Below are 22,542 nucleotides of genomic sequence, written 5' to 3' on the forward strand. Positions count from 1 at the left end.
ACTCTTGCCGCGCGGCAAGAGTTTTTTTAATGAACGGCCTTTTTTTCTGCGGCCAGAGCAGGTGTTTTCAGTTTCTTCGGTGTTATATTCACAAAACAAATGCTTGTGACGATCAGAAGCAGTCCGGCTAAAAGGCTGACGGTCAGCGGCTCATGCAGGAATATCGAGCTGACGATAATGGATATGAGCGGGATCAGGAAGGTGTAAGAGGCAACCTTGCTTGCTTCCCCTGAACCGACAAGCGTAAAAAAGGCGAGCCAGCCGAGCGCGATGACAAATACCGAAATGAACAGAAGGCTGAGAATGAACGGAGCTTTCCATTGAATCGCTGAAAAGCTTTCTGAAAAATGGCCGGAGCTGACAAGCAGCACGCCGCCGATCAGAAGCTGAAGAGCGACCATCCAGATAGAGTCCGCCCGTCCGCCCGTTCTTTTCACATATACCGTGCCGAGCGCCCAGCTGACTGCGGAGCCTAGAGCCAAAAGAATGCCGGCGATGGAAATATGGCCTCCGAAACCGGCTGCGCTGATGACGGCGACACCGGCAAAGCCCAGAATAAGACCGGCTATTTTTAAAGGATACATCGCTTCCCCGAGCCACAGCCAAGAAAAAACGCCCATTAACACCGGCTGGAAAAACACGATGGCTGAAAATAAGCCGGCAGGCAGGTAATTCAATCCGACCGTTTGCAGGCCGTAAAATAAAGTAATATTTAAAATGGCAGAAATCAGATAGATCGGCCACGTTTCTTTAAAACGCAGCTTTTTAAAACGGGGCAGCGCCACCATTAATAATAGAAGTCCGCCGATCAGCGTGCGGATTCCGGCAAACAGAAGAGGCGGCGAATAGGCAAGCGCGGCCTTTGTCAGCGGCCAGTTAATTCCCCATACCGTGACTAGAAACGCCAGCATAAGAGCCGTCTGTATTTTCGAAAGCTGTTTCACGTCGTTCACTCCTTGTAGAACAATTCCATCATATGATACGGTAATCAGTAAGATAAATAAAATGAATCTTTTTTATAAGGAGCATAAGTAAAACGTTATGACGATTACACAACTGCGGGTTTTTGTTCAAATCGCTGAAACGGGAAGCTTTACAAAAGCGGGGCAGGCGCTGAATATGACGCAGCCCGCCGTCAGCCATGCCATCTCGGCGCTTGAGTCAGAGCTCGGCATCAAGCTGATCATCCGCGAGCGCCGCAACGGCGTAAGGCTCACGGACACGGGCGGAAAAATTCTCGTTCATATCAGAGAGGTGCTCAAAGGCATAGAAAAAGCCGAGCAGCTGGCGGCCGCGGAAAGAGGGCTTGAACAGGGAACGATTCACATCGGCACATTTCCGGCCGCTTCCGCTTATTTCATTCCAAAGCTGATCAGCGTGTTTAAAAAACGGTATCCGAAGCTTGAACTGGTGCTTCATGAAGGAACGGTTAACGAAGTAAAGGAATGGCTCCGCTCCCGGGTAATAGATGTGGGTATCACTCTTTTTCCTACGGAAGACATGGAATATCTGCCGCTGAAAAAAGATAAAATGGCCGTCGTGCTTAGAAATAATCATCCGCTTTGCAGCTGTGAGTCAATCACTCTGAAAGATCTTGACCGCCAGCCGATGATCATCTGTGACGGAGGATACGAATCACCGTTTATTGATATGTTTAAGGAGGCAGGATCTGTGCTGACTGCCGCATTCACTGTTTACAACGTCAATACGTCCATCAGCATGATCAAAGAGGGACTGGGAATTGCGATATTATCACAAATGTCTATGTCCGGAATATCGCTGCCGGAAAATGTCGTGACAAGGGAACTCAATCAGGCGGTGTACCGTGATGTTCTGCTTGCCGTTCCGTCTGTAAAAGAGGCTTCATTAGCTGCAAAACTTTTTATTCAAATCGCGCAGGAGCTCACAAAGAATGAATAAAAAGACCCTAAAAATCTTAGGGTCCTGAATCTTATCGGTTAATTTTAAAAGAGTTTGTCGTATTGACAAGTTTTGAACCGCTGAACGTAGCTTTGACACGATAATAACCTGTCTTGCATCCTTTTAAAGAGAATGACTTAGTCACCCTTACTGAGAAAGAAAAGGTTGTTTTTTTGCAAGTCGTCCATTTCTTTCCTGACTTTCGCTGTAAGTATAGGTTTCCTTTAAAAGTTCGATCTGACGGATACGCTGTACTGAGAGTAAAATCGACACTTTTCGCTTTTTTCGTGTAGTAGGAGGCATCGGTAAATCCGCTTACATTTAAATGCTGCTGAGTGCCGGAATAAAAGTCTGCGGCATATGCCTTATCGGTGTTTCCGGTAAAGAAGATTGCTGCCAGTAAAGCTGTGGTGAGTGCCATTAAGATTTTTTTACGCATATAGACTATGACTTCCTTCCTATTCAATATCATACATATCTTAACATTATTGGATATGTTTTTTCAACGAGAGATTTTCACTTTTATAGGATGAAAAGCTCTTCATATCTGAATGTAATAGATTCATTCATACAGAGTTCACTAGTGACGACCGCTGACTGATTGTTCGAAGATCATCGAATCAAATTGTTTAACTCACGGGAAAAGCTGTGGTAAGGTGTGTGGTAGAGACCTTGTTTAAGATCTGCTTACACTAAACCATAAAGGAGAAAACGATGGCTGAACATACATTGAAAGATACTGCGTTTTCCGTATTGAATTTATCGCCGGTCGTACAGGGGGGAACGGTTGCTGAATCGTTCCGCAACAGCATGGATTTAGCGCGCCGCGCCGAGGAGTGGGGCTATAACCGCTATTGGCTTGCGGAGCATCATAATATAGAAGGAGTCGCCAGCTCGGCAACGGCGGTGCTGATCGGCCACATCGCCGGCGGCACGAAAAAAATCCGCGTCGGTTCAGGGGGCATTATGCTGCCGAATCATTCGTCACTTATAATCGCGGAGCAATTCGGAACCCTTGAAACGTTATATCCGGGGCGGATTGACCTCGGACTCGGGCGTGCGCCGGGTACCGACCAATTAACGGCGAGGGCCTTAAGAAGAAACATAAACAGCGGGGAGGATTTCCCGGAGCAGCTTGAAGAATTGAGAAATTACTTCAAACCGTCAGGCAATGTGCGCAATCAAGTCCGCGCCATTCCGGGCGAAGGGCTGGACGTGCCGATTTGGCTTTTGGGATCGAGCGGCTTCAGCGCGCGTCTTGCGGGAGAGCTCGGGCTTCCGTTCGCCTTTGCGGCTCACTTCTCACCGAAAAACACCGTGCCCGCCCTTGAGCTGTACCGAAGCTCCTTCCGTCCGTCAGACGTACTGGATAAACCGTACGCGATGGTCGGCGTCACCGTCATTGCCGCCGATACGGATGAAAAGGCGGAGCATCTGGCGACATCGCATTATCAAAGATTTTTAGACCTCGTCCGCGGCACGCCGAACCAGCTGAAGCCTCCTGTTGAAGACATGGATCAAATCTGGTCGCCGTATGAAAAAGCGATGGTCAATGAACAGCTCAGTTCAACGATCGTCGGCGGACCGGAGCGTGTGAAGGAAAAGCTGGAAAGCTTCATCCGGACAACACAGGCGGATGAAATCATGGTGAATTCAGAAAGCTTTGAGCATGCCGACAGAATGAGATCATTTGAAATCATTGCCGAATTAAAAAACAGCTGAGCAAAAAAAGCAATGTGCCGCGCACATTGCTTTTTTTATTCGCCGATCCGCCTGACGGAATTCCGGATGACGAGTTCCGGTTCATACACGACGTCATCCTTCTTCGGTTTTTTATGCTCTAAGCAGTCGATGACGTATTTTGCCGCCGCTTTCCCCATAATGGATTTCGGATGCTTGACAGAGGTGAGCTTCACCTCGGAAATCTGGGCGAAATGTGAATCGTCATAGCCCATGACTGACACGTCATCGGGCACCTTTAAGCCGAATTCTCTGAGAAGATTAATCGTCTTCAGCGCAATTTCATCATTATAACAAAGAATGGCCGTCGGGTATGATCCGCTGTTTTGCTCAAGGGTATGCTTAATTTTTTGCAGAAGCACGGTTTCTTTTTCCTCAGTCGTATAAGTCACGATCATGTCCGGAGACGGGAAAATCCCGCGCTCCCGGTGCGCCTGAAGATAGCCGTTCATCCGTTTGACGCCCTGCGTGTCATCCGCTTTAAAGATACCCATAATGTGCGTGTGGCCGAGGGACATGACGTATTCGCAAGCCATCATGCCGCCTTTGACATCATTGACGGAAAAGCTCGGTGCGGCCAGCTCCGCATAAGAGGCGTTAATCATGGCAAACGGAATGCCGTTTTTCTCCAGGTTGAGATAGTAGCCGATGTTGGGCGTCTGCAGCGCGCTTTTCGTAGGCTCGACAATCAGCCCGTCTATATTTTTGGACAGCAGGTTTTCAAGGCCGCGCCGCTCACTTTCTGTATTGTTGTTGGTGCTCGTCAGCAGCATGGAATACCCCTGTTCGCTTAAATAAGATTCAATTCCCCTGATGATGCTCGGGAAAATATAGTCTGATATGTACGTTGTAATGACACCGATCGTTTTGTTTGAATGCATGGCTGATTTCGCCGTGCGTGAAGCGACAAAGGTGCCTCCGCCCTGAACGCTGTACAGCAGCCCCTGCGAGACCAAATCTCCGATCGCCTTTCTGATGGTATGGCGGCTGACCCCGAACTGCTGCATCAGCTCATTTTCCGTAGGCAGTTTTTCGTCCGGCTGTATTTTTCCTTGATTCAGCCATGAACAAATTTCTTCTTTTACTTGAGCATATTTCGGTAGCATATCAATTCCTCCAAAATGTATACGGACAAATTCAAGTATAACATAGTAAGCCCTTTCATCAAGCTGTAAAAATAATTGACAGATTATGAAAAACTGCTTATTCTTTATTTGTACGTACTAATTTTCCTTATTTTTAGATAAAATTCTTTATAAGTACGTACAAATGTGGCGGTTCTGAAGAAAACAAAGCAACGTCAAGCGCCGCACTCTGTTTTGTAAGCGTTTTTATTCTATTATTCGCGGGAGGGTAAAATTCATGAAGAATCACCCGGCACCAATTGGCTCAAATGTACCTGTCACTCGGCAGCATTCGAAGTGGTTTGTCATTCTCATCTCATGCGCGGCCGGACTGGGAGGGCTTTTGTACGGTTATGACACGGCGGTGATTTCCGGCGCCATCGGTTTCCTGAAAGATTTGTACCGCTTAAGTCCTTTTATGGAAGGGCTCGTGATTTCAAGCATTATGATCGGCGGTGTTTTCGGCGTCGGAATTTCCGGATTTTTGAGTGACCGGTTCGGACGGAGAAAGATTTTGATGGCAGCGGCTCTGTTGTTTGCGGTGTCAGCGGTTGTCTCTGCGCTTTCTCAAAGTGTGTCTTCCTTAGTGATCGCCAGAGTCATCGGCGGTCTCGGAATCGGCATGGGCTCCTCGCTTTCTGTCACGTATATTACCGAAGCGGCTCCGCCGGCCATACGCGGCAGTCTGTCTTCACTGTATCAGCTGTTTACGATATTAGGGATCTCCGGCACTTATTTTATTAACCTCGCCGTCCAGCAGTCCGGCTCGTATGAATGGGGGGTGCACACCGGCTGGCGGTGGATGCTCGCTTACGGCATGATTCCGTCCGTCATCTTTTTTATCGTGCTGCTTATCGTGCCGGAAAGTCCGCGCTGGCTTGCGAAAGCGGGGCGCCGGAATGAAGCCCTCGCCGTGCTGACGCGCATTAACGGCGAGCAGACCGCGAAAGAAGAAATCAAACAAATCGAAACGTCTTTACAATTAGAAAAAATGGGTTCATTGTCTCAGCTGTTTAAACCGGGGCTGAGAAAAGCGCTTGTGATCGGGATTCTGCTGGCTTTATTCAATCAGGTCATCGGCATGAACGCAATTACGTATTACGGGCCGGAAATTTTCAAAATGATGGGCTTCGGACAGAATGCGGGGTTTATCACGACATGCATCGTCGGTGTCGTTGAAGTGATTTTCACCATTATCGCGGTTCTTTTAGTCGATAAGGTAGGCCGGAAAAAGCTGATGGGGGTCGGATCTGCCTTTATGGCGCTGTTCATGATCTTAATCGGGGCATCCTTTTATTTTCAGCTGGCGAGCGGTCCGGCTTTAGTCGTCATCATATTGGGATTCGTCGCCGCTTTCTGCGTATCAGTCGGGCCGATTACGTGGATCATGATTTCGGAAATCTTTCCGAACCACCTCCGCGCACGCGCCGCCGGTATTGCGACGATATTCTTATGGGGGGCCAACTGGGCGATCGGCCAGTTCGTGCCGATGATGATCAGCGGGTTGGGGCTCGCGTACACCTTCTGGATATTCGCCGTCATTAATATTCTCTGTTTCTTGTTTGTCGTGACGATCTGCCCTGAGACGAAAAATAAATCATTAGAAGAAATAGAAAAACTCTGGATAAAATGAAAGCGTTTTACGACAAAAGTCCGCTCCGGCGGGCTTTTGTCTGTCACCTTCATTCCGTTTCTGTATATAATGACTGTATCAAGGAGATACTGGTAAATCCTGCGAAGAATGTCGAGGAATTGACCTTTAACAGTTGAATTAACAATGTCATCCTGTTAAAATAATTAAAGAAAGCAGACATAATTTTTTTTGGCTATGATGGGACGTTTTTTGTCATAGCGGGACATTTTCTGTCCAGTATGAATAGGAAGGAACGTTTGAGTCATGAACCAGTTAATACAAGCTCAAAAAAAATTATTGCCTGATCTTTTGCTTGTGATGCAGAAAAGATTTGAAATCTTGCAGTATATCAGGCTTACAGAACCGATCGGCCGCAGAAGTCTTGCAGCCAGTCTCGGATTGACCGAGCGCGTTCTCAGAAGCGAGGTTCAGTTCTTGAAAGAACAAAATCTCATCGATATTAAAACAAACGGCATGACAATGACGGAAGAGGGCTATTCACTGCTTTCGATTCTGGAAGATACGATGAAGGATGTTTTAGGATTGACGCTTTTGGAAAAGACATTAAAAGAGCGGCTCAATCTGAAAGACGCCATTATTGTTTCCGGAGACAGCGACCAATCTCCTTGGGTCAAAAAAGAATTAGGGAGAGCGGCCGTTGCATGTATGAAAAAGAGATTTTCAGGCAAAAATATCGTCGCTGTAACCGGCGGTACGACAATTGAAGCCGTCGCCGATATGATGACGCCGGATTCAAAAAACCGCGAGCTCCTGTTTGTGCCCGCAAGAGGCGGTTTAGGCGAAGATGTGAAAAACCAGGCGAACACCATATGCGCGCATATGGCGGAAAAGGCTTCAGGCACTTACCGGCTTTTGTTCGTTCCCGGCCAGCTGTCACAAGGCGCCTACTCATCTATTATTGAAGAACCTTCCGTAAAAGAGGTGCTTCACACGATTAAATCAGCGAGTATGCTCGTTCACGGAATCGGCGAAGCTAGAACAATGGCGGAGCGAAGAAACACGCCTTTGGAAGATTTGAAGAAAATAGATGACAATCATGCGGTGACAGAGGCATTCGGCTACTACTTTAATGCGGACGGAGAAGTCGTTCACAAGGTGCATTCAGTCGGAATGCAGCTCGATGACCTCGATGCCATTCCCGACATTATCGCGGTAGCGGGCGGATCATCAAAAGCAGAAGCAATCGAAGCTTATTTTAAAAAGCAGCGAAACACGGTTCTCGTCACGGACGAAGGAGCCGCAAAGAAGTTATTAAGGGATAACAGTCCCTCAATATAAATATCTCTCACTTATTTAAAGGAGGAAATAATCATGGCAGTAAAAGTCGGTATTAACGGTTTTGGTCGTATTGGACGTAACGTATTCCGCGCAGCATTAAACAATCCTGAAGTTGAGGTAGTAGCAGTTAACGATTTAACAGACGCTAACATGCTTGCTCATCTTTTACAATATGATTCCGTACACGGAAAATTAGATGCAGAAGTTAAAGTTGACGGCAGCAACCTTGTTGTTAACGGCAAAACAATCGAAGTTTCTGCTGAGCGCGATCCTGCGAAACTCAGCTGGGGCAAACAAGGCGTTGAAATCGTAGTTGAATCTACTGGTTTCTTCACAAAACGCGCAGACGCTGCGAAACACTTAGAAGCAGGCGCGAAAAAAGTTATCATCTCTGCACCTGCTAACGAAGAAGATATCACAATCGTTATGGGTGTTAACGAAGACAAATACGATGCGGCTAACCACCATGTTATCTCTAACGCATCTTGCACAACAAACTGCCTTGCGCCGTTTGCAAAAGTACTTAACGACAAATTCGGCATCAAACGCGGTATGATGACAACTGTTCACTCTTACACAAACGATCAGCAAATTCTTGATCTTCCGCACAAAGACTACCGTCGTGCGCGTGCAGCAGCTGAAAACATCATTCCTACATCAACTGGTGCTGCTAAAGCAGTTTCCCTTGTTCTTCCTGAACTGAAAGGCAAACTGAACGGCGGAGCTATGCGTGTGCCGACTCCAAACGTTTCTCTTGTTGACCTAGTTGCTGAACTTAACAAAGACGTAACGGCTGAAGACGTAAACGCAGCTCTTAAAGAAGCGGCTGAAGGCGATCTTAAAGGAATCCTTGGATACAGCGAAGAGCCATTAGTATCCGGAGACTACAACGGCAATGCTAACTCTTCTACAATCGATGCTCTTTCTACAATGGTTATGGAAGGCAGCATGGTAAAAGTAATCTCTTGGTACGATAACGAAAGCGGCTACTCTAACCGCGTTGTTGACCTTGCAGCTTACATCGCAAAACAAGGTCTTTAATTCATAGCTCCCGGAAAGGGCCGGACTTGGTTCTTTCGGACAGAAACGCTATAATGAAAGCGGACAAGGGAAGGGGACGGACTCCCTTTCCCTTTTTCCATGAGAACCGGCTTTCAGAAAGCGCCGGATTGCTGCAGAACGTCCGCGTTTTGAAGTTTCCGCGGCACTTTCGTTTTCGGCCGCCTGCCCTGGCTCAGAAGACGATCTGCCCCGTGCCCGGAAGCTGCAATCTGCCCCGCGGCGGAAGCATCATGAGGCGGTTTCACGTTTCACGTTTTTCGTGCTATGCAAACCATTTTGAAGGAGGATCTCCTAAGGCATGAATAAAAAAACAGTAAAAGACATCGACGTAAAAGGCAAAGTCGTATTCTGCCGCGTTGACTTTAACGTTCCAATGAAAGACGGGGAAGTAACAGACGATACTCGTATCCGAGCTGCGCTTCCAACAATCAAACACCTTGCAGACCAAGGCGCGAAACTCCTTCTTGCGAGCCACTTAGGCCGCCCGAAAGGCGAAGTGGTTGAGGAGCTTCGTTTAACTCCTGTCGCTGCACGCTTAGGCGAACTGCTCGGAAAAGAAGTGAAAAAAGCGGATGAAGCTTACGGCGATGCTGTAAAAGCACAAATTTCTGATATGAAGGACGGAGACGTTCTTGTATTGGAAAACGTACGTTTCTACCCTGGTGAAGAGAAAAACGATCCTGAGCTTGCTAAAGCATTTGCTGAGCTTGCGGATGTATATGTCAATGACGCATTCGGTGCTGCCCACCGTGCTCACGCATCTACAGCCGGAATTGCCGAGCATCTGCCGGCGGTTGCAGGATTCCTGATGGAAAAAGAGCTTGACGTTCTCGGCAAAGCCGTGACAAATCCTGAGCGCCCGTTTACGGCAATCATCGGCGGCGCGAAAGTAAAAGACAAAATCGGCGTAATCGAAAGTCTGCTTGATAAAGTGGACAACCTGATCATCGGCGGAGGTCTTGCTTACACATTTGTAAAAGCGCTTGGCTATGAAGTCGGTAAATCTCTTCTTGAAGAAGATAAAATCGAACTTGCAAAATCATTCATGGACCGCGCGAAAGAAAAAGGCGTTAAATTCTATATGCCGGAAGACGTTCTCGTTGCTGATGATTTCTCTAACGATGCAAACGTTCAAATCGTGCCGATCTCTGAGATCCCAAGTGATTTAGAAGCGATCGACATCGGAACGAAAACCCGCGAAACGTACGCTGAAGTTATCAAAAACAGCAAACTTGTCGTATGGAACGGACCGATGGGCGTATTCGAAATCGACTTGTTCGCTCAAGGCACAAAAGCAGTGGCTGAAGCATTGGCAGAGGCAAACGATACATACTCTGTCATCGGCGGAGGAGACTCTGCGGCAGCCGTTGAAAAATTCGGCCTTGCTGACAAAATGAGCCATATCTCAACAGGCGGCGGCGCATCCCTTGAATTCATGGAAGGCAAAGAGCTTCCGGGTGTAGCTGCGCTGAACGATAAATAAAAACTGCTATAAGGAAGTGGAACAGATGAGAAAACCAATTATAGCCGGTAACTGGAAAATGAACAAAACACTCGGCGAGGCTGTCAGCTTCGTTGAAGAAGTGAAATCTTCCATTCCAGCAGCAGACAAAGCGGAAGCCGTTGTTTGCGCACCAGCTCTTTTCTTAGAAAAGCTGACTTCTGCTGTTAAAGGAACTGACCTGAAAGTCGGCGCCCAAAACATGCATTTTGAAGAAAACGGTGCGTTCACAGGTGAAATCAGCCCGGTCGCTCTGAAAGACCTTGGCGTGGATTACTGCGTCATCGGACACTCTGAGCGCCGTGAAATGTTCGCTGAAACTGATGAAACAGTTAACAAAAAAGCGCATGCCGCTTTCAAACACGGCATTGTGCCGATCATTTGCGTAGGTGAAACGCTTGAAGAGCGCGAAGCCGGAAAAACAAATGATCTTGTTGCCGATCAAGTGAAAAAAGGGCTTGCGGGTCTTTCTGAAGAGCAAGTTGCCGCTTCCGTTATTGCGTACGAGCCAATCTGGGCAATCGGAACAGGCAAATCTTCTACAGCGAAAGATGCAAACGACGTCTGCGCGCATATCCGTAAAGTCGTTGCTGAAAGCTTCAGCCAGGAAACTGCTGATAAGCTCCGCATTCAATACGGCGGCAGCGTAAAACCTGCAAATATTAAAGAATATATGGCAGAGTCCGATATTGACGGTGCTTTGGTCGGCGGCGCAAGCCTTGAACCGCAGTCATTCGTTCAATTATTGGAGGAAGGTCAATATGAGTAAAAAACCAGCTGCACTCATCATTCTTGATGGGTTCGGATTACGCAATGAAACAGTCGGAAACGCAGTCGCACAAGCGAAAAAACCGAATTTCGACCGTTATTGGAACCAATACCCTCATCAGACGCTGACGGCATCAGGCGAAGCAGTCGGACTGCCTGAAGGACAAATGGGGAACTCTGAAGTCGGTCATTTAAATATCGGCGCCGGACGTATTGTGTACCAAAGCTTAACACGCGTGAACGTTGCCATCCGCGAAGGCGAATTCGAACGCAATCAAACGTTCCTTGACGCCATCAAAAACGCGAAAGACAACGACAAAGCGCTGCACCTGTTCGGCCTTCTTTCTGACGGAGGCGTACACAGTCACATCAATCATTTATTCGCGCTGCTGAAGCTTGCGAAAAGTGAAGGACTGACGAAGGTGTATATTCACGGTTTCCTCGACGGCCGCGATGTAGGTCCGCAAACGGCGAAAACTTACATTCAGCAGCTGAATGAGCAGATCGAAGAAATCGGTGTCGGCGAAATCGCCAGCATTTCCGGACGCTACTACTCCATGGACCGCGACAAACGCTGGGACCGTGTGGAAAAAGCGTACCGCGCAATGGCTTACGGCGAAGGCCCGTCTTACCGCAGCGCGATGGATGTAGTCGACGATTCTTATGCGAACGGCATTCATGATGAATTCGTCATTCCGTCCGTCATCACAAAAGAAAACGGTGAACCCGTTGCGAAAATTCATGACGGCGATTCTGTGATTTTCTATAATTTCAGACCAGACCGCGCCATCCAGATTTCAAACACGTTTACCAACAAAGATTTCCGCGATTTCGACCGCGGTGAAAATCATCCGAAAAACCTGTATTTCGTCTGCCTGACTCACTTCAGTGAATCTGTTGACGGATATGTGGCTTTTAAACCGGTAAACCTTGACAATACGGTCGGTGAAGTATTAGCACAGCACGGGTTAAAACAGCTTCGCATTGCAGAAACTGAAAAGTATCCGCACGTTACGTTCTTTATGAGCGGCGGCCGCGAAGAAGAATTCCCGGGCGAAGAGCGCATCCTCATTAACTCGCCGAAGGTCGCGACATATGACCTGAAGCCTGAAATGAGCGCGTATGAAGTGAAGGATGCTCTTGTAAAAGAAATCGCGGCTGACAAGCACGACGCGATCATCCTGAACTTTGCAAACCCTGACATGGTCGGCCACTCCGGAATGGTCGAACCGACGATTAAAGCAATTGAAGCAGTGGACGAATGCTTAGGCGAAGTGGTTGACGCCATTATCGCTAAAGGCGGACATGCCATCATTACCGCTGATCACGGTAATGCGGACATTCTGATTACAGAAACAGGCGAACCGCACACTGCCCATACGACAAACCCAGTCCCTGTCATTGTGACGAAAGAAGGCGTGACGCTGCGCGAAGGCGGAATCCTAGGCGACCTCGCACCAACGTTATTAGACCTTCTCGGTGTTGAAAAACCGAAAGAAATGACCGGAACATCTTTAATTCAAAAATAAGCGTAAATCAAAAGGAGAGACAAACTCATGCCATACATTGTTGATGTTTATGCACGCGAAGTCCTTGACTCCCGCGGCAACCCGACAGTTGAAGTTGAAGTATATACAGAAACAGGAGCTTTCGGCCGCGCATTAGTGCCAAGCGGAGCTTCTACAGGTGAATACGAAGCGGTTGAGCTTCGTGACGGCGACAAAGACCGTTACCTTGGAAAAGGCGTGTTAACTGCTGTTAACAACGTAAACGAAATCATTTCTCCAGAGCTTCTCGGCTTTGACGTAACTGAACAAAACGCAATCGATCAGCTTTTAATCGAGCTTGACGGAACTGAAAACAAAGGCAAACTCGGTGCGAACGCAATCCTTGGCGTATCTATGGCTTGTGCGCGCGCAGCTGCTGATTTCTTACAGATTCCTCTTTACCAATACCTTGGAGGATTCAACTCAAAAACGCTTCCTGTACCGATGATGAACATCGTAAACGGCGGAGAGCATGCTGACAACAACGTAGACATTCAAGAATTCATGATTATGCCTGTAGGCGCGCCTAACTTCCGTGAAGCGCTTCGCATGGGCGCTCAAATCTTCCACAGCCTGAAATCAGTTCTTTCTGCTAAAGGAATGAACACAGCTGTAGGTGACGAAGGCGGATTCGCTCCGAACCTTGGTTCTAACGAAGAAGCGCTTCAAACAATCGTTGAAGCAATCGAAAAAGCCGGCTTCAAACCTGGCGAAGAAGTGAAGCTTGCTATGGATGCTGCATCTTCTGAGTTCTACAACAAAGAAGACGGCAAATACCATCTGTCTGGCGAAGGCGTTGTGAAAACATCTGCTGAAATGGTTGACTGGTACGAAGAAATGGTTTCTAAATACCCAATCATCTCTATCGAAGACGGACTTGACGAGAACGACTGGGAAGGCCACAAACTTCTTACAGAGCGTCTTGGCAAAAAAGTTCAGCTTGTCGGTGACGACCTTTTCGTTACAAACACGAAAAAGCTTGCTGAAGGTATCAAAAACGGCGTAGGCAACTCTATCCTGATCAAAGTAAACCAAATCGGTACATTGACTGAAACATTCGATGCGATCGAAATGGCGAAACGCGCGGGCTACACTGCCGTTATCTCTCACCGTTCAGGTGAAACTGAAGACAGCACAATCGCTGACATCGCTGTGGCAACTAATGCAGGACAAATCAAAACAGGTGCTCCGTCCCGTACGGACCGTGTTGCGAAATACAACCAGCTTCTTCGCATCGAAGATCAGTTGGCTGAAACTGCTCAATACCATGGTATCAACTCTTTCTATAACTTGAATAAGTAATGGAATGGACGCTGGGAGATATTCTCCCGGCGTTTTTTTATGGTCCCGGGCTTTTCCCTCCTTTTTCTTCATCTTCATTTGGTCAATAATATTCATTTTTTCCCCTTTTTAAAGGAATCAGTGTTCTTCAATCGAAAGGGAAGAGGTGTTAATAAGAGGAGGGATTATGATGAAATTTTCATTTATGTCAGCCGCGGTGGCAGCAAGCGTCATATGGGGCGCATCTGCCGGACCGCTGTCCGAAACTCATGCTTATTCAACTGTGACCGCCCCGGTTTTTGATGCCGATGAGGCATTGGACACTATGCATGATCTGAGTGAAACCATCGGACCGCGGGAAACCGGAACTGCGAAAGAAAAGGAAGCGGCTGAATACATATCGAATCGCCTGCGGGCTCAGGGCGCCAGTGTCAAAGTACAGTCATTTCCATTGAAAAAGTACTATTCAGGTTCAGTCACAGCGGGAGATCATGAATTCCCGCTCCGCTCCGCTGATCAATCCGCTGTTGAAAAAGAGCTCAAAATAGAAGGCGGGATTTTTGACGGCGGCTGCGGATCACGCAATGACGTAACAGGAGCCAAAGGAAAGATTGCAGTGATACGCGAAGGAAAGATCCCCGTTTCTCAAAAGATCAAACATGCCGAACAAGCGGGAGCCAAAGCAGTCATTATTTATAATCAGACAACAAAACCGCTCGCCGTCCGTCCGCAGACCGATAAAGGAATCACGATACCGGCGGCGGGTATGAAAAAAGAAGACGGTGAAGCATTGCTGCAGGAAAAGCAGGCAGTCATTCAATTTAAAAACTATAAAAACCGCACCTCACAAAATATCATAGGAACGCGCAAAGCGGCACAGGCCAACTCTTCTGATGCTGATATTATTTATGTCACAGCGCATTATGACAGCGTAAAAGGCGCGCCCGGAGCGGATGATAACGCCTCAGGCACATCTGCCGTTCTGGAAATCAGCAAGCAATTGACACACATACCGAAAGACAAAGAGATCCGCTTTATCCTGTTCGGTGCAGAAGAATTATGGTCTGCGGGTTCATCTTATTACGTCAGTACACTCACGAACAATGAAAGAAAGCACAGCCAGGCCAATTTTAATGCCGATATGATTGCGACTGACTGGGAAGAAGCGAGTCAAATGTGTGTCACGACTCCTGACGGCAGGGAAAACCCGAGTGTCCGGTACGCTGAAAAAGCCGCTGAAAAATCCCGGTTGGTCAAGCCAAACCTGATTCAGCTCGGTTACTCAGACCATGTCTCTTTTTATGAAGCGGGGATTCCGTCGGCTAACTGGATTTGGCTCAGCCCCGATACACAGGAGCCGGGGCCCTGGTACCACACCGAAAATGATAATATGAAACACATCAGCAAAGAACGGCTAGAGAAAGCTGGGGCACTCGTTTCCGCAGCAGTAACTGAGGCAATGAAAGAATAAAAAACAGGCTTCGGCCTGTTTTTTATATTATTTTCTGTATATTCTATCAATTAAGGGAGATTTTCTCACTCGTTACCAGATATATACCATTTAACAGGATTTTATTTTACAAATAAAAGAAAAATAAATAGATAATACCTAATTCACAAAAGGATGTAAAACTCATTTATCAAATTTTAACTTTTGTTATAATTGCGATATCGATCGATATTTGTTTTAAATTGTAAAAAACAATACTCTTTTCTATCTATTAGGGGGCGAAAAATGAATACTGTCACAAAAGAAGCCAGCAACCTTGGTCAAAAACGGCTGTTACATCTGATTGAAACGAAGCAGGCGATAGTAGGCGTGTTAGGCATGGGATATGTGGGATTTCCTCTTGCGCTGGAATGTGTCGATAAAGGATACAATGTGATCGGATTCGACAAAAACAGTGAAAAGGTTTCCTTGTTAGCCGCCGGAAGCAGCCATATTCAAGATATAGAGGACGGCAGACTGAACTCGGCTTTACAAACAAAACGCTTTCAAATCAGCGCCGACATGTCGCTCATCCAAAAATGCGACATCATTGTGATATGTGTGCCGACACCCCTGAACAAAAAAGACAAGATCCCCGATTTAACCTACATCGACAGTGCAGTTGACAGCATGATTGCTTATGGAAGGCAGCATCAGCTTTTAATTTTAGAAAGCACCACCTATCCCGGAACAACGAAAAAAAAGATTGCCGACAGAATGGCATCAAGCCGCGGCATGAAAATAGGAACAGACTTTTTTACGGCTTATTCTCCGGAAAGAATCGATCCGGGCAACAGGCAATATGAAGTTTCAGATATTCCTAAAGTAGTCGGCGGAACCACACAGACTTGCACAGAACTTGCCTCAGCGTTTTACAACACCATTGTTACAAGCATTCACCCGGTCACCTCACCCGAAGTAGCTGAAACAGCTAAACTCCTAGAGAATACTTATCGTTATGTCAATATAGCTCTTATCAATGAAATGGCGCTTAATTGCCGTGAACTTGATATTGATATATGGGAAGTCATCTGCGCGGCGGACACGAAGCCGTTCGGCTTTCAAAAATTTATCCCTGGCCCCGGAGTCGGAGGCCATTGTATCCCGATTGATCCTTTTTACTTCAAATGGATCGCGAATGAAAAAGGACTGCAGACAAAATTAATTGATCTGGCGGACGAAATCAATTCTAACATGCCGATTTCTGTCTCTGACTATGCTTTGAAACTGGCGGGCAAAGACAAATGCAGCATCTTAATAATAGGGGCCGCTTATAAAAAAAATACAAATGACCCGCGTGAATCCTCAGTGTTTACGATAATGGAAGAATTGATGGACAAGGGATGCGCAAAAATTGATTATCATGATCCGTTTATCAGCGAGATCCGCTTGAATGACGGAAGCCGCAAACAATCTGTCCCTTTCACAAGAGAACAAATCAATCAGTACGACGTCATCATCATTCATACAGATCACGATGTAATCGACTACAGTATTTTGAAGGATGCCTCACCGATTATCTTTGACACAAGAAATGTATGCAGGGAAAAATCAGCCGACAATTGCAGAGTTGTCACTTTATAAGGAGGGAACGGTCATTAGTAATCGATTTATCTCTTTTCACAGACCTGATATGACAAACGAAGAAATCGCAAGCGTAACCGAAACGATTCAGTCGGGCTGGATTTCGAAAGGCCCGAAGGTAATCGATTTTGAAAAAAAGCTGGGAGAATGTATTGGAGCCGAACACGTCATCAGCTGTAATTCAGGCACTGCTGCATTACATATGGCTTTATTGGCGCTCGGTGTGGGAGAAGGCGATGAAGTCATCGTGCCGAGCTTCACGTTCTGTTCCAGCGTCAATGTCATCCTGCACGCCGGAGCCGTTCCTGTGTTTGCGGATATATGCGAGAAAAGTCTATGTGCCGATCCTGAAGATGTCAGGAAGAAAATAACGCCGCGCACAAAAGCGGTAATTGCGGTTCATTTTGCCGGCTATCCGGCTGATCTGGAAAACTTGCAGTCCATTTGTAAAGAAAACGGATTGTATCTGATTGAAGACGCCGCTCATGCGCTCGGTACAAAATATAACGGAAGCATGATCGGCACTCACGGAGATGCCGTGTGCTTCAGCTTTTATGCCACCAAAAATATTACAACGGGGGAAGGCGGAGCCCTCGTCATGAAAGACGAACAGGCCGCAGAAAGAGCGAGGCTGTACGGCTGGCACGGCATCACAAAAAATGCCTGGAACCGGTACGGTGAAAAAGGCAGCTGGAGATACGACGTGTTACTGCCGGGCTTTAAATATAATATGACGGATATTCAGGCCGCGCTCGGTCTGGTTCAATTGAAGCGCGCAAACGAAATTCAAGAAAAACGGGCACAGATCGCTCAATTTTATGTGCGTGAACTGTCGGGCCAATCTGACAAAGCAGCGCTTCCGCTTTCTGACATTCCAAACGGCATAACGCACTCATGGCATTTATTTATTTTGCGGATCCGAGAGAACGGCGGCATGGACAGAGATCTGTTTATTGAGAAAATGAAAGAAAAACAAATCGGGCTGAGCGTGCACTTTATTCCCGTGCATATGCATCCTTACTATCAAAAACATTTTCCTGCCGAGCTTCCGGTTACTGAACGTGTTTTCCGGGAGATCGTGTCACTGCCTCTTTACAGCCAGTTATCAGATGAGGATTGCAGCTATATTGTCAAGTCTATAAAAGAAGTTTTGACTATCAGCCAGGAGGTAGGATCATGAAACATATTGCGATTATCGGAGGAGCCGGTTTTATCGGAAGCGAATTGGCGGCATTATTACAGGCTAAAGGTTATCACACCATTATTGCAGACCAAAAGGAGCCGGCTTTTGACACTGAATACCGCCAAACGGATATCCTTGACCGGACGTCCCTCCGCGAATCACTGCGGGGAGCGGATGCGGTTGTCCATTTGGCGGCAATGGTCGGTGTAGACAGCTGCCGAAGCAATGAAGAAGACGTCATACGGGTCAATTTTGAAGGAACGAAAAACGTCACCGAGGTATGCGGTGAATTGGGAATCAGAACACTTCTTTTCTCATCGAGCTCAGAAGTATTCGGCGATTCACCGGATTTTCCTTATACCGAGACAAGCCGAAAGCTTCCGAAATCGGCTTACGGAAAAGCCAAACTGCAATCAGAGGAATATTTGAGAGAACAGGCTTCCGACGAACTTCATATTCGGGTCGTCCGGTACTTTAATGTATACGGGCCGAAACAGCGCGAGGATTTTGTCATCAACAAGTTTTTCAGCCTGGCCGAGAATGGCTCTGAGCTGCCTCTTTACGGGGACGGCGGACAAATACGCTGCTTCAGCTACATCAGTGATATCGTCACCGGAACTTATCTCGCGCTCATTCATGAAGGAGCCGTCTTTGAAGACTTCAATATCGGGAACGACCAGCCGATCACGATAAAAGAACTGGCTGAAAAAGTTAATGTGCTCTCTGGCAGAGAGAAGGATAACTATCTGTTTAAAAAGCTGGGCGAAGACGGCGTGAGGGGAAAAGACATCGAGATTTTTAAACGGGCGCCGTCAATCGAGAAGGCGAAACGTTTACTCGGTTACGCTCCGAAAGTAAGTCTGCATGAAGGCCTGGAGATCATAAAAGATGAAAGACAAAAGCACAAACTTTCACTTTCCTAAAAACCCGGAAGTGGTCAAATATCCCGTTTATCCCGGACAGCTTTCCGTCAGGGGCCGTCTGCGCGCGGTGAAGCACTTGCTTACTGCCGGACAAAGCGGACTGACTGAAAAGCTGGAAAAACGGTACGGAAAAGGGGTTGTACTGACCTCCAGCGGCAGTGCGGCACTGGTGCTCGCCTTAACTTATTCGGGAGCCGGGCCGGGGAAAGAAGTGATTTTCTCATCCTTCAGCTGCCCGAATGTCATTGATGCCGTAGTGCAATCCGGTGCAACGCCTGTTTTTGCGCAGCTGGATGAGCATCTTTCTTTATCGTTTGAGGATGTCAAAAAAAAAGCGACGCGGCAGACGTGTGCGGTTATCCTCACGCATGTATACGGACGGAGAGAAAATACCGCCATCATTGACTGGGCGAAGGAACACGGTATTTTTGTCATTGATGATGCCGCTCAAGCCATGTTTACAAAACAAGCGGATACATATGCCGGCGGTCTGGGCGATTTCGGTGTTTTAAGCTTCGGCCCGTCAAAACCGCTTGCGAGTATCGGAGGCGGCGCGTTAATCGCGCCGAAAGAATGGCTTCGGCAAAAAGCAAATTTCCCGATGGAGCAGCGCAGCCAAGTGGCAGCTGACTATCGAATTTATATCAGAAATCAAAGAATACAGGCTGTAATGAAACGGAAACGGCATCATCCCCTTTCATATATTTATAGGAAAGCGGGCGTCATGCCTTCCATGAAAGCCACTAAGCTCGAAGCTCTGCCGGATAAACCGGCTGTTGTACCGGTGCTTCGCATGCATCCGGCAAGGGAAGCCATTATTGAAGATCAGCTTTCACGTATGGATCAGCTTGTAACAGCTTCGCTCCGAAACTTACAAGCGGCGGGAGAAATCTTTATAAAGGCGGAAGAGACGTACGGCATAAAGATGATCCAGCCCCAAGAAGGAGAACATCTGAATTATTTAACGATTGTATTCCCCAGGGATGAAGAGCGGTACGGGTGTTCCGTTTATTTAGCCGAAAGAGGCATCCAAACATGCTGGAACTATCTTCCCCTCGGACGTATTCCGATTTATGAAACATATGCGGCGGAAGAAGGGGAAGATCCGCTTTGGAAGAGAGTTCTTTCTCTGCCGTTTAAACCTCCTTTTCAAAAGGAGCAAGTCAGATATGTAGCCGAATCCGTTTTATCATATTGTGAGCAACAGAATAAGACTGAATAGTGGTGATAACAATGCAAAAAACAGCAGTATGCACGAGCCGCCAGGCATGGGATCGGGCCGCTGACATGTATCAGGCGGGGTTGTTTCAAAGCTATGATTGGGGAATTCTCATGGAAGAGCTTCCCGGCACGTCATTTCACCCTGTCAGACTGACAACGGACGGAGGACAGGTCATCTATCTTCCGCTTTTTGAACAGAAGGGCGTATTATCCGGCAATATGATCGGATACGGCGGCGTTATTTCAGATCGCCCCATCTCATTTGAATGGCTTCAAAGTGAAATCGAGGCCATATTCGGCCGGAACATATCCCGGATGCTGCTGCCGTACGGTCAGACTTCTTTTACAGAAGAAATCGGGGAAGGGTGGACGGAAAAGGCGACACGGATTCTTACGCTTCCGGACACGTTTGACGAACTTTGGACGGGCATTTCCGGAAAAGCCCGGACGGCAGTCAGATACGCTGAAAAAGAGAATATTGTCACCAGGCTGATCGGGCGACAAGAACTTGAATCATTTTACGAACTCTACAAGGAGCATACGGCGGCAATCGGCGCGGCTTATGTGCTGAGCCAGGGATTTTTCCAAAAACTGCTTGACACGTTTGCTGACCGGATGTTTTGGGTCGGAGCATATCAGGATGAGACGCTGATCAGCAGCAGTATTTTTCTCTATGACCGCTCTCATTTCTATTATTGGCAGAATGTAAACAGCCTTGCGGGAAAAAAAGCGCAGGCCTCTTACTTGTTGATGCGTGACGCTTTGCAATTCGCCATTTGCCGCAAGCTTCAATGGGCTGATTTTGGCTATTCACACAGTAAAGAAATCGCAAGACCGAAACGATATTGGGGAGCTGAAGAAAAACAATGCCGACTTTTTACGAAACCGGAATGAAAACAATAAGCGGCCATCAATCCAGTTATCTGCCGTGGTACGGTTTTTTTGAAAAAATGTATAAGTCGGATCTGTTTGCCATTCATGACACGGCTCAATTTGAGAAAAAAGGGTTTCTGAACCGCAACAGAATCAAAACGCCGCAGGGCCCCAGATGGCTGACGGTGCCTTTGCAGATGAAACAATATAAAGACATAGAGCTTCGGCATATGAAAATCGACCAGACACAGGATTGGCGGAAAAAACATTGGATGGCGATTAAGATGAACTATGCGAAAGCTCCCTATTTTGAGCGGTACCAGCATTTTTTTCAAGATGTCTATCAGAGGGAGTGGGAATATCTCCATGATTTGAATATGCACATCATTGAATTTTTCCGAAAAGAGCTCCGAATTGAAACGCCGCTCTGTTATGTCTCTGAGCTTGAATGCCGGAAGGAGAAAAAAAGCGATTTTGTTTTAGCGCTTTGTCAGGAGCTGGGGGCGGACCGTTATTATTCAGGCAGTCAGGGTTCCGACTATTTAATAGAAAGCGATTTTGATAGAAACGGAATTGTCATTGAGTATCAGCAGATCCGGCATTTTGACTATCCTCAATTATTCGGGGAGCATATCCCTCACCTCTCCATGCTTGATATGCTGATGAACTGCGGAGCGGATACAGCTGAAATGTTAGTTAAAGGAGGGCAATATGATGAAAGTAATGGTATTTGCAGCGCATCCCGACGATGAAATTATCGGCGTCGGCGGCACGCTCGCCAAACATGTCCGCCAAGGTGACAGCGTGTCGGCAGTCATTATGGCGGAAGGCAAGTCATCAAGAAAAACGGATTATGAGAAGCCTGAAGAGTCCGTTATGCAGCATTCTGCTCAAGAAACGGAACAAGCGCTCAGCACTTTGGGCATCCATGATTTTGTCAGGCTGAACCTTCCTGATAACAGAATGGATTCAATGGATTTGCTGGATGTCGTGAAGGAAGCGGAGAAACAAATCAATCGTTTTCAGCCTGACATTGTGTATACCCAGTACGGCGGTGACATTAATATTGACCACTCCGTCGTATTCAGAGCGGTCATGACCGCAACCCGTCCGCTTCCCGGCCATACGGTAAAACGGGTTTTTGCCTATGAAACATTGTCTTCGACGGAATGGAATTACTGTCAGAAGGATCAGTTTCATGCCAACTTCTTCGTTAATATTGAAGCTGAACTTGAAATGAAATTGAAATCGATGGCGTGTTACGGCTCCGAGCTCAGGGACTTCCCTCATCCCCGCTCTTTGCAGGCAATCGAACATAATGCCCGTGTATGGGGAGCAAAATCGGGTTTTTCCGCTGCGGAAGCGTTTATGCTTGTGAGAGGAACATGGTGACT

Annotated in this window: 21 protein-coding genes; 17 read left to right on the forward strand and 4 right to left on the reverse strand. The window is 47.2% G+C overall.

The window, feature by feature from the left end; genetic code table 11:
- Positions 1 to 26: 26 nt before the first annotated feature.
- The gene (locus MJQ52_RS14935) at positions 27 to 944 is read right to left on the reverse strand and encodes a DMT family transporter (protein WP_094247485.1); all 918 of its coding nucleotides are present in this window, start codon (positions 942 to 944) and stop codon (positions 27 to 29) included.
- 97 nt (positions 945 to 1,041) lie between these two features.
- On the opposite strand from MJQ52_RS14935, the gene MJQ52_RS14940 reads away from it, so the two are divergent.
- Positions 1,042 to 1,920, forward strand: coding sequence for a LysR family transcriptional regulator (locus MJQ52_RS14940; RefSeq protein ID WP_094247486.1), 879 nt, complete (start codon positions 1,042 to 1,044; stop codon positions 1,918 to 1,920).
- A 31-nt stretch (positions 1,921 to 1,951) separates the two neighbouring features.
- On the opposite strand, the gene MJQ52_RS14945 is transcribed toward MJQ52_RS14940, so the two are convergent.
- Positions 1,952 to 2,359: a hypothetical protein gene (locus MJQ52_RS14945; RefSeq protein ID WP_003151600.1), complete on the reverse strand. Its 408-nt coding sequence runs from the start codon at positions 2,357 to 2,359 to the stop codon at positions 1,952 to 1,954.
- A 275-nt stretch (positions 2,360 to 2,634) separates the two neighbouring features.
- Between MJQ52_RS14945 and MJQ52_RS14950 the strand changes: the two genes are divergently transcribed.
- The gene (locus tag MJQ52_RS14950) at positions 2,635 to 3,642 is read left to right on the forward strand and encodes an LLM class flavin-dependent oxidoreductase (RefSeq protein ID WP_024085821.1); all 1,008 of its coding nucleotides are present in this window, start codon (positions 2,635 to 2,637) and stop codon (positions 3,640 to 3,642) included.
- Positions 3,643 to 3,677: 35 nt separating this feature from the next.
- Here MJQ52_RS14950 and MJQ52_RS14955 read toward each other — a convergent pair whose 3' ends face one another.
- Positions 3,678 to 4,766, reverse strand: coding sequence for a GntR family transcriptional regulator (locus tag MJQ52_RS14955; protein WP_142385909.1), 1,089 nt, complete (start codon positions 4,764 to 4,766; stop codon positions 3,678 to 3,680).
- Between the two features lie 256 nt (positions 4,767 to 5,022).
- On the opposite strand from MJQ52_RS14955, the gene MJQ52_RS14960 reads away from it, so the two are divergent.
- From MJQ52_RS14960 to gap, 3 genes are all read left to right on the forward strand, one after another.
- Positions 5,023 to 6,417 (forward strand): sugar porter family MFS transporter, encoded by a 1,395-nt coding sequence (locus MJQ52_RS14960; protein WP_003151605.1) that lies wholly within the window; start codon positions 5,023 to 5,025, stop codon positions 6,415 to 6,417.
- 264 nt (positions 6,418 to 6,681) lie between these two features.
- Entirely contained in the window at positions 6,682 to 7,716 is a 1,035-nt protein-coding gene (gene cggR / locus MJQ52_RS14965; protein WP_003151607.1) for a gapA transcriptional regulator CggR, read from the forward strand.
- 33 nt (positions 7,717 to 7,749) lie between these two features.
- Complete coding sequence (gene gap / locus MJQ52_RS14970; RefSeq protein WP_003151611.1) at positions 7,750 to 8,757, forward strand: type I glyceraldehyde-3-phosphate dehydrogenase; 1,008 nt, start codon at positions 7,750 to 7,752, stop codon at positions 8,755 to 8,757.
- A gap of 113 nt (positions 8,758 to 8,870) precedes the next feature.
- Here gap and MJQ52_RS14975 read toward each other — a convergent pair whose 3' ends face one another.
- The gene (locus tag MJQ52_RS14975) at positions 8,871 to 9,023 is read right to left on the reverse strand and encodes a hypothetical protein (RefSeq protein ID WP_015387688.1); all 153 of its coding nucleotides are present in this window, start codon (positions 9,021 to 9,023) and stop codon (positions 8,871 to 8,873) included.
- A 53-nt stretch (positions 9,024 to 9,076) separates the two neighbouring features.
- On the opposite strand from MJQ52_RS14975, the gene MJQ52_RS14980 reads away from it, so the two are divergent.
- From MJQ52_RS14980 to MJQ52_RS15035, 12 genes are all read left to right on the forward strand, one after another.
- Positions 9,077 to 10,261, forward strand: a complete 1,185-nt coding sequence (locus MJQ52_RS14980; RefSeq protein WP_167860436.1) for a phosphoglycerate kinase — start codon at positions 9,077 to 9,079, stop codon at positions 10,259 to 10,261.
- Between the two features lie 25 nt (positions 10,262 to 10,286).
- Positions 10,287 to 11,048, forward strand: coding sequence for a triose-phosphate isomerase (gene tpiA, locus MJQ52_RS14985; RefSeq protein WP_003151618.1), 762 nt, complete (start codon positions 10,287 to 10,289; stop codon positions 11,046 to 11,048).
- Entirely contained in the window at positions 11,041 to 12,576 is a 1,536-nt protein-coding gene (gpmI, locus tag MJQ52_RS14990; RefSeq protein WP_003151620.1) for a 2,3-bisphosphoglycerate-independent phosphoglycerate mutase, read from the forward strand. Before tpiA ends, gpmI begins: the two co-directional genes overlap by 8 nt.
- 27 nt (positions 12,577 to 12,603) lie before the next feature.
- On the forward strand, positions 12,604 to 13,896 hold the full coding sequence (eno, locus tag MJQ52_RS14995) for a phosphopyruvate hydratase (RefSeq protein WP_007409956.1): 1,293 nt from the start codon (positions 12,604 to 12,606) through the stop codon (positions 13,894 to 13,896).
- A 169-nt stretch (positions 13,897 to 14,065) separates the two neighbouring features.
- The gene (locus MJQ52_RS15000) at positions 14,066 to 15,346 is read left to right on the forward strand and encodes a M28 family peptidase (RefSeq protein ID WP_070082400.1); all 1,281 of its coding nucleotides are present in this window, start codon (positions 14,066 to 14,068) and stop codon (positions 15,344 to 15,346) included.
- A gap of 264 nt (positions 15,347 to 15,610) precedes the next feature.
- On the forward strand, positions 15,611 to 16,948 hold the full coding sequence (locus tag MJQ52_RS15005; RefSeq protein ID WP_094247488.1) for a nucleotide sugar dehydrogenase: 1,338 nt from the start codon (positions 15,611 to 15,613) through the stop codon (positions 16,946 to 16,948).
- 49 nt (positions 16,949 to 16,997) lie between these two features.
- Positions 16,998 to 18,128: a DegT/DnrJ/EryC1/StrS family aminotransferase gene (locus MJQ52_RS15010; RefSeq protein WP_014305849.1), complete on the forward strand. Its 1,131-nt coding sequence runs from the start codon at positions 16,998 to 17,000 to the stop codon at positions 18,126 to 18,128.
- A complete protein-coding gene (locus MJQ52_RS15015) occupies positions 18,125 to 19,054 on the forward strand; it encodes an NAD-dependent epimerase/dehydratase family protein (RefSeq protein WP_094247489.1) in 930 nt (309 codons plus the stop codon). Before MJQ52_RS15010 ends, MJQ52_RS15015 begins: the two co-directional genes overlap by 4 nt.
- Positions 19,020 to 20,276 (forward strand): aminotransferase class V-fold PLP-dependent enzyme, encoded by a 1,257-nt coding sequence (locus MJQ52_RS15020; protein ID WP_094247490.1) that lies wholly within the window; start codon positions 19,020 to 19,022, stop codon positions 20,274 to 20,276. Before MJQ52_RS15015 ends, MJQ52_RS15020 begins: the two co-directional genes overlap by 35 nt.
- An 11-nt stretch (positions 20,277 to 20,287) precedes the next feature.
- A complete protein-coding gene (locus MJQ52_RS15025; protein ID WP_015387692.1) occupies positions 20,288 to 21,169 on the forward strand; it encodes a GNAT family N-acetyltransferase in 882 nt (293 codons plus the stop codon).
- Positions 21,142 to 21,900 carry a WbqC family protein gene (locus tag MJQ52_RS15030; RefSeq protein ID WP_076851287.1) on the forward strand — a complete coding sequence of 253 codons (759 nt, stop codon included), beginning with the start codon at positions 21,142 to 21,144 and terminating at the stop codon, positions 21,898 to 21,900. Before MJQ52_RS15025 ends, MJQ52_RS15030 begins: the two co-directional genes overlap by 28 nt.
- Positions 21,863 to 22,540, forward strand: a complete 678-nt coding sequence (locus tag MJQ52_RS15035; RefSeq protein WP_077722860.1) for a PIG-L deacetylase family protein — start codon at positions 21,863 to 21,865, stop codon at positions 22,538 to 22,540. Before MJQ52_RS15030 ends, MJQ52_RS15035 begins: the two co-directional genes overlap by 38 nt.
- Positions 22,541 to 22,542: the final 2 nt, after the last annotated feature.

Source organism: Bacillus sp. jun7, from assembly GCF_051034795.1.
In the GTDB taxonomy this organism is placed as follows: Bacteria; Bacillota; Bacilli; order Bacillales; family Bacillaceae; genus Bacillus; species Bacillus velezensis.

Coding starts and splice junctions, on each gene's coding strand:
- MJQ52_RS15005 (WP_094247488.1), top strand. CDS start 15,611: ATGAATACTGTCACAAAAGAAGCCAGCAACCTTGGTCAAAAACGGCTG.
- MJQ52_RS14960 (WP_003151605.1), top strand. CDS start 5,023: ATGAAGAATCACCCGGCACCAATTGGCTCAAATGTACCTGTCACTCGG.
- MJQ52_RS14950 (WP_024085821.1), top strand. CDS start 2,635: ATGGCTGAACATACATTGAAAGATACTGCGTTTTCCGTATTGAATTTA.
- MJQ52_RS15015 (WP_094247489.1), top strand. CDS start 18,125: ATGAAACATATTGCGATTATCGGAGGAGCCGGTTTTATCGGAAGCGAA.
- MJQ52_RS14955 (WP_142385909.1), bottom strand. CDS start 4,766: ATGCTACCGAAATATGCTCAAGTAAAAGAAGAAATTTGTTCATGGCTG.
- MJQ52_RS14940 (WP_094247486.1), top strand. CDS start 1,042: ATGACGATTACACAACTGCGGGTTTTTGTTCAAATCGCTGAAACGGGA.
- tpiA (WP_003151618.1), top strand. CDS start 10,287: ATGAGAAAACCAATTATAGCCGGTAACTGGAAAATGAACAAAACACTC.
- MJQ52_RS15020 (WP_094247490.1), top strand. CDS start 19,020: ATGAAAGACAAAAGCACAAACTTTCACTTTCCTAAAAACCCGGAAGTG.
- MJQ52_RS15025 (WP_015387692.1), top strand. CDS start 20,288: ATGCAAAAAACAGCAGTATGCACGAGCCGCCAGGCATGGGATCGGGCC.
- MJQ52_RS15000 (WP_070082400.1), top strand. CDS start 14,066: ATGAAATTTTCATTTATGTCAGCCGCGGTGGCAGCAAGCGTCATATGG.
- MJQ52_RS15010 (WP_014305849.1), top strand. CDS start 16,998: ATGACAAACGAAGAAATCGCAAGCGTAACCGAAACGATTCAGTCGGGC.
- MJQ52_RS15030 (WP_076851287.1), top strand. CDS start 21,142: ATGCCGACTTTTTACGAAACCGGAATGAAAACAATAAGCGGCCATCAA.
- eno (WP_007409956.1), top strand. CDS start 12,604: ATGCCATACATTGTTGATGTTTATGCACGCGAAGTCCTTGACTCCCGC.
- gpmI (WP_003151620.1), top strand. CDS start 11,041: ATGAGTAAAAAACCAGCTGCACTCATCATTCTTGATGGGTTCGGATTA.
- MJQ52_RS15035 (WP_077722860.1), top strand. CDS start 21,863: ATGAAAGTAATGGTATTTGCAGCGCATCCCGACGATGAAATTATCGGC.
- MJQ52_RS14980 (WP_167860436.1), top strand. CDS start 9,077: ATGAATAAAAAAACAGTAAAAGACATCGACGTAAAAGGCAAAGTCGTA.
- MJQ52_RS14945 (WP_003151600.1), bottom strand. CDS start 2,359: ATGCGTAAAAAAATCTTAATGGCACTCACCACAGCTTTACTGGCAGCA.
- gap (WP_003151611.1), top strand. CDS start 7,750: ATGGCAGTAAAAGTCGGTATTAACGGTTTTGGTCGTATTGGACGTAAC.
- cggR (WP_003151607.1), top strand. CDS start 6,682: ATGAACCAGTTAATACAAGCTCAAAAAAAATTATTGCCTGATCTTTTG.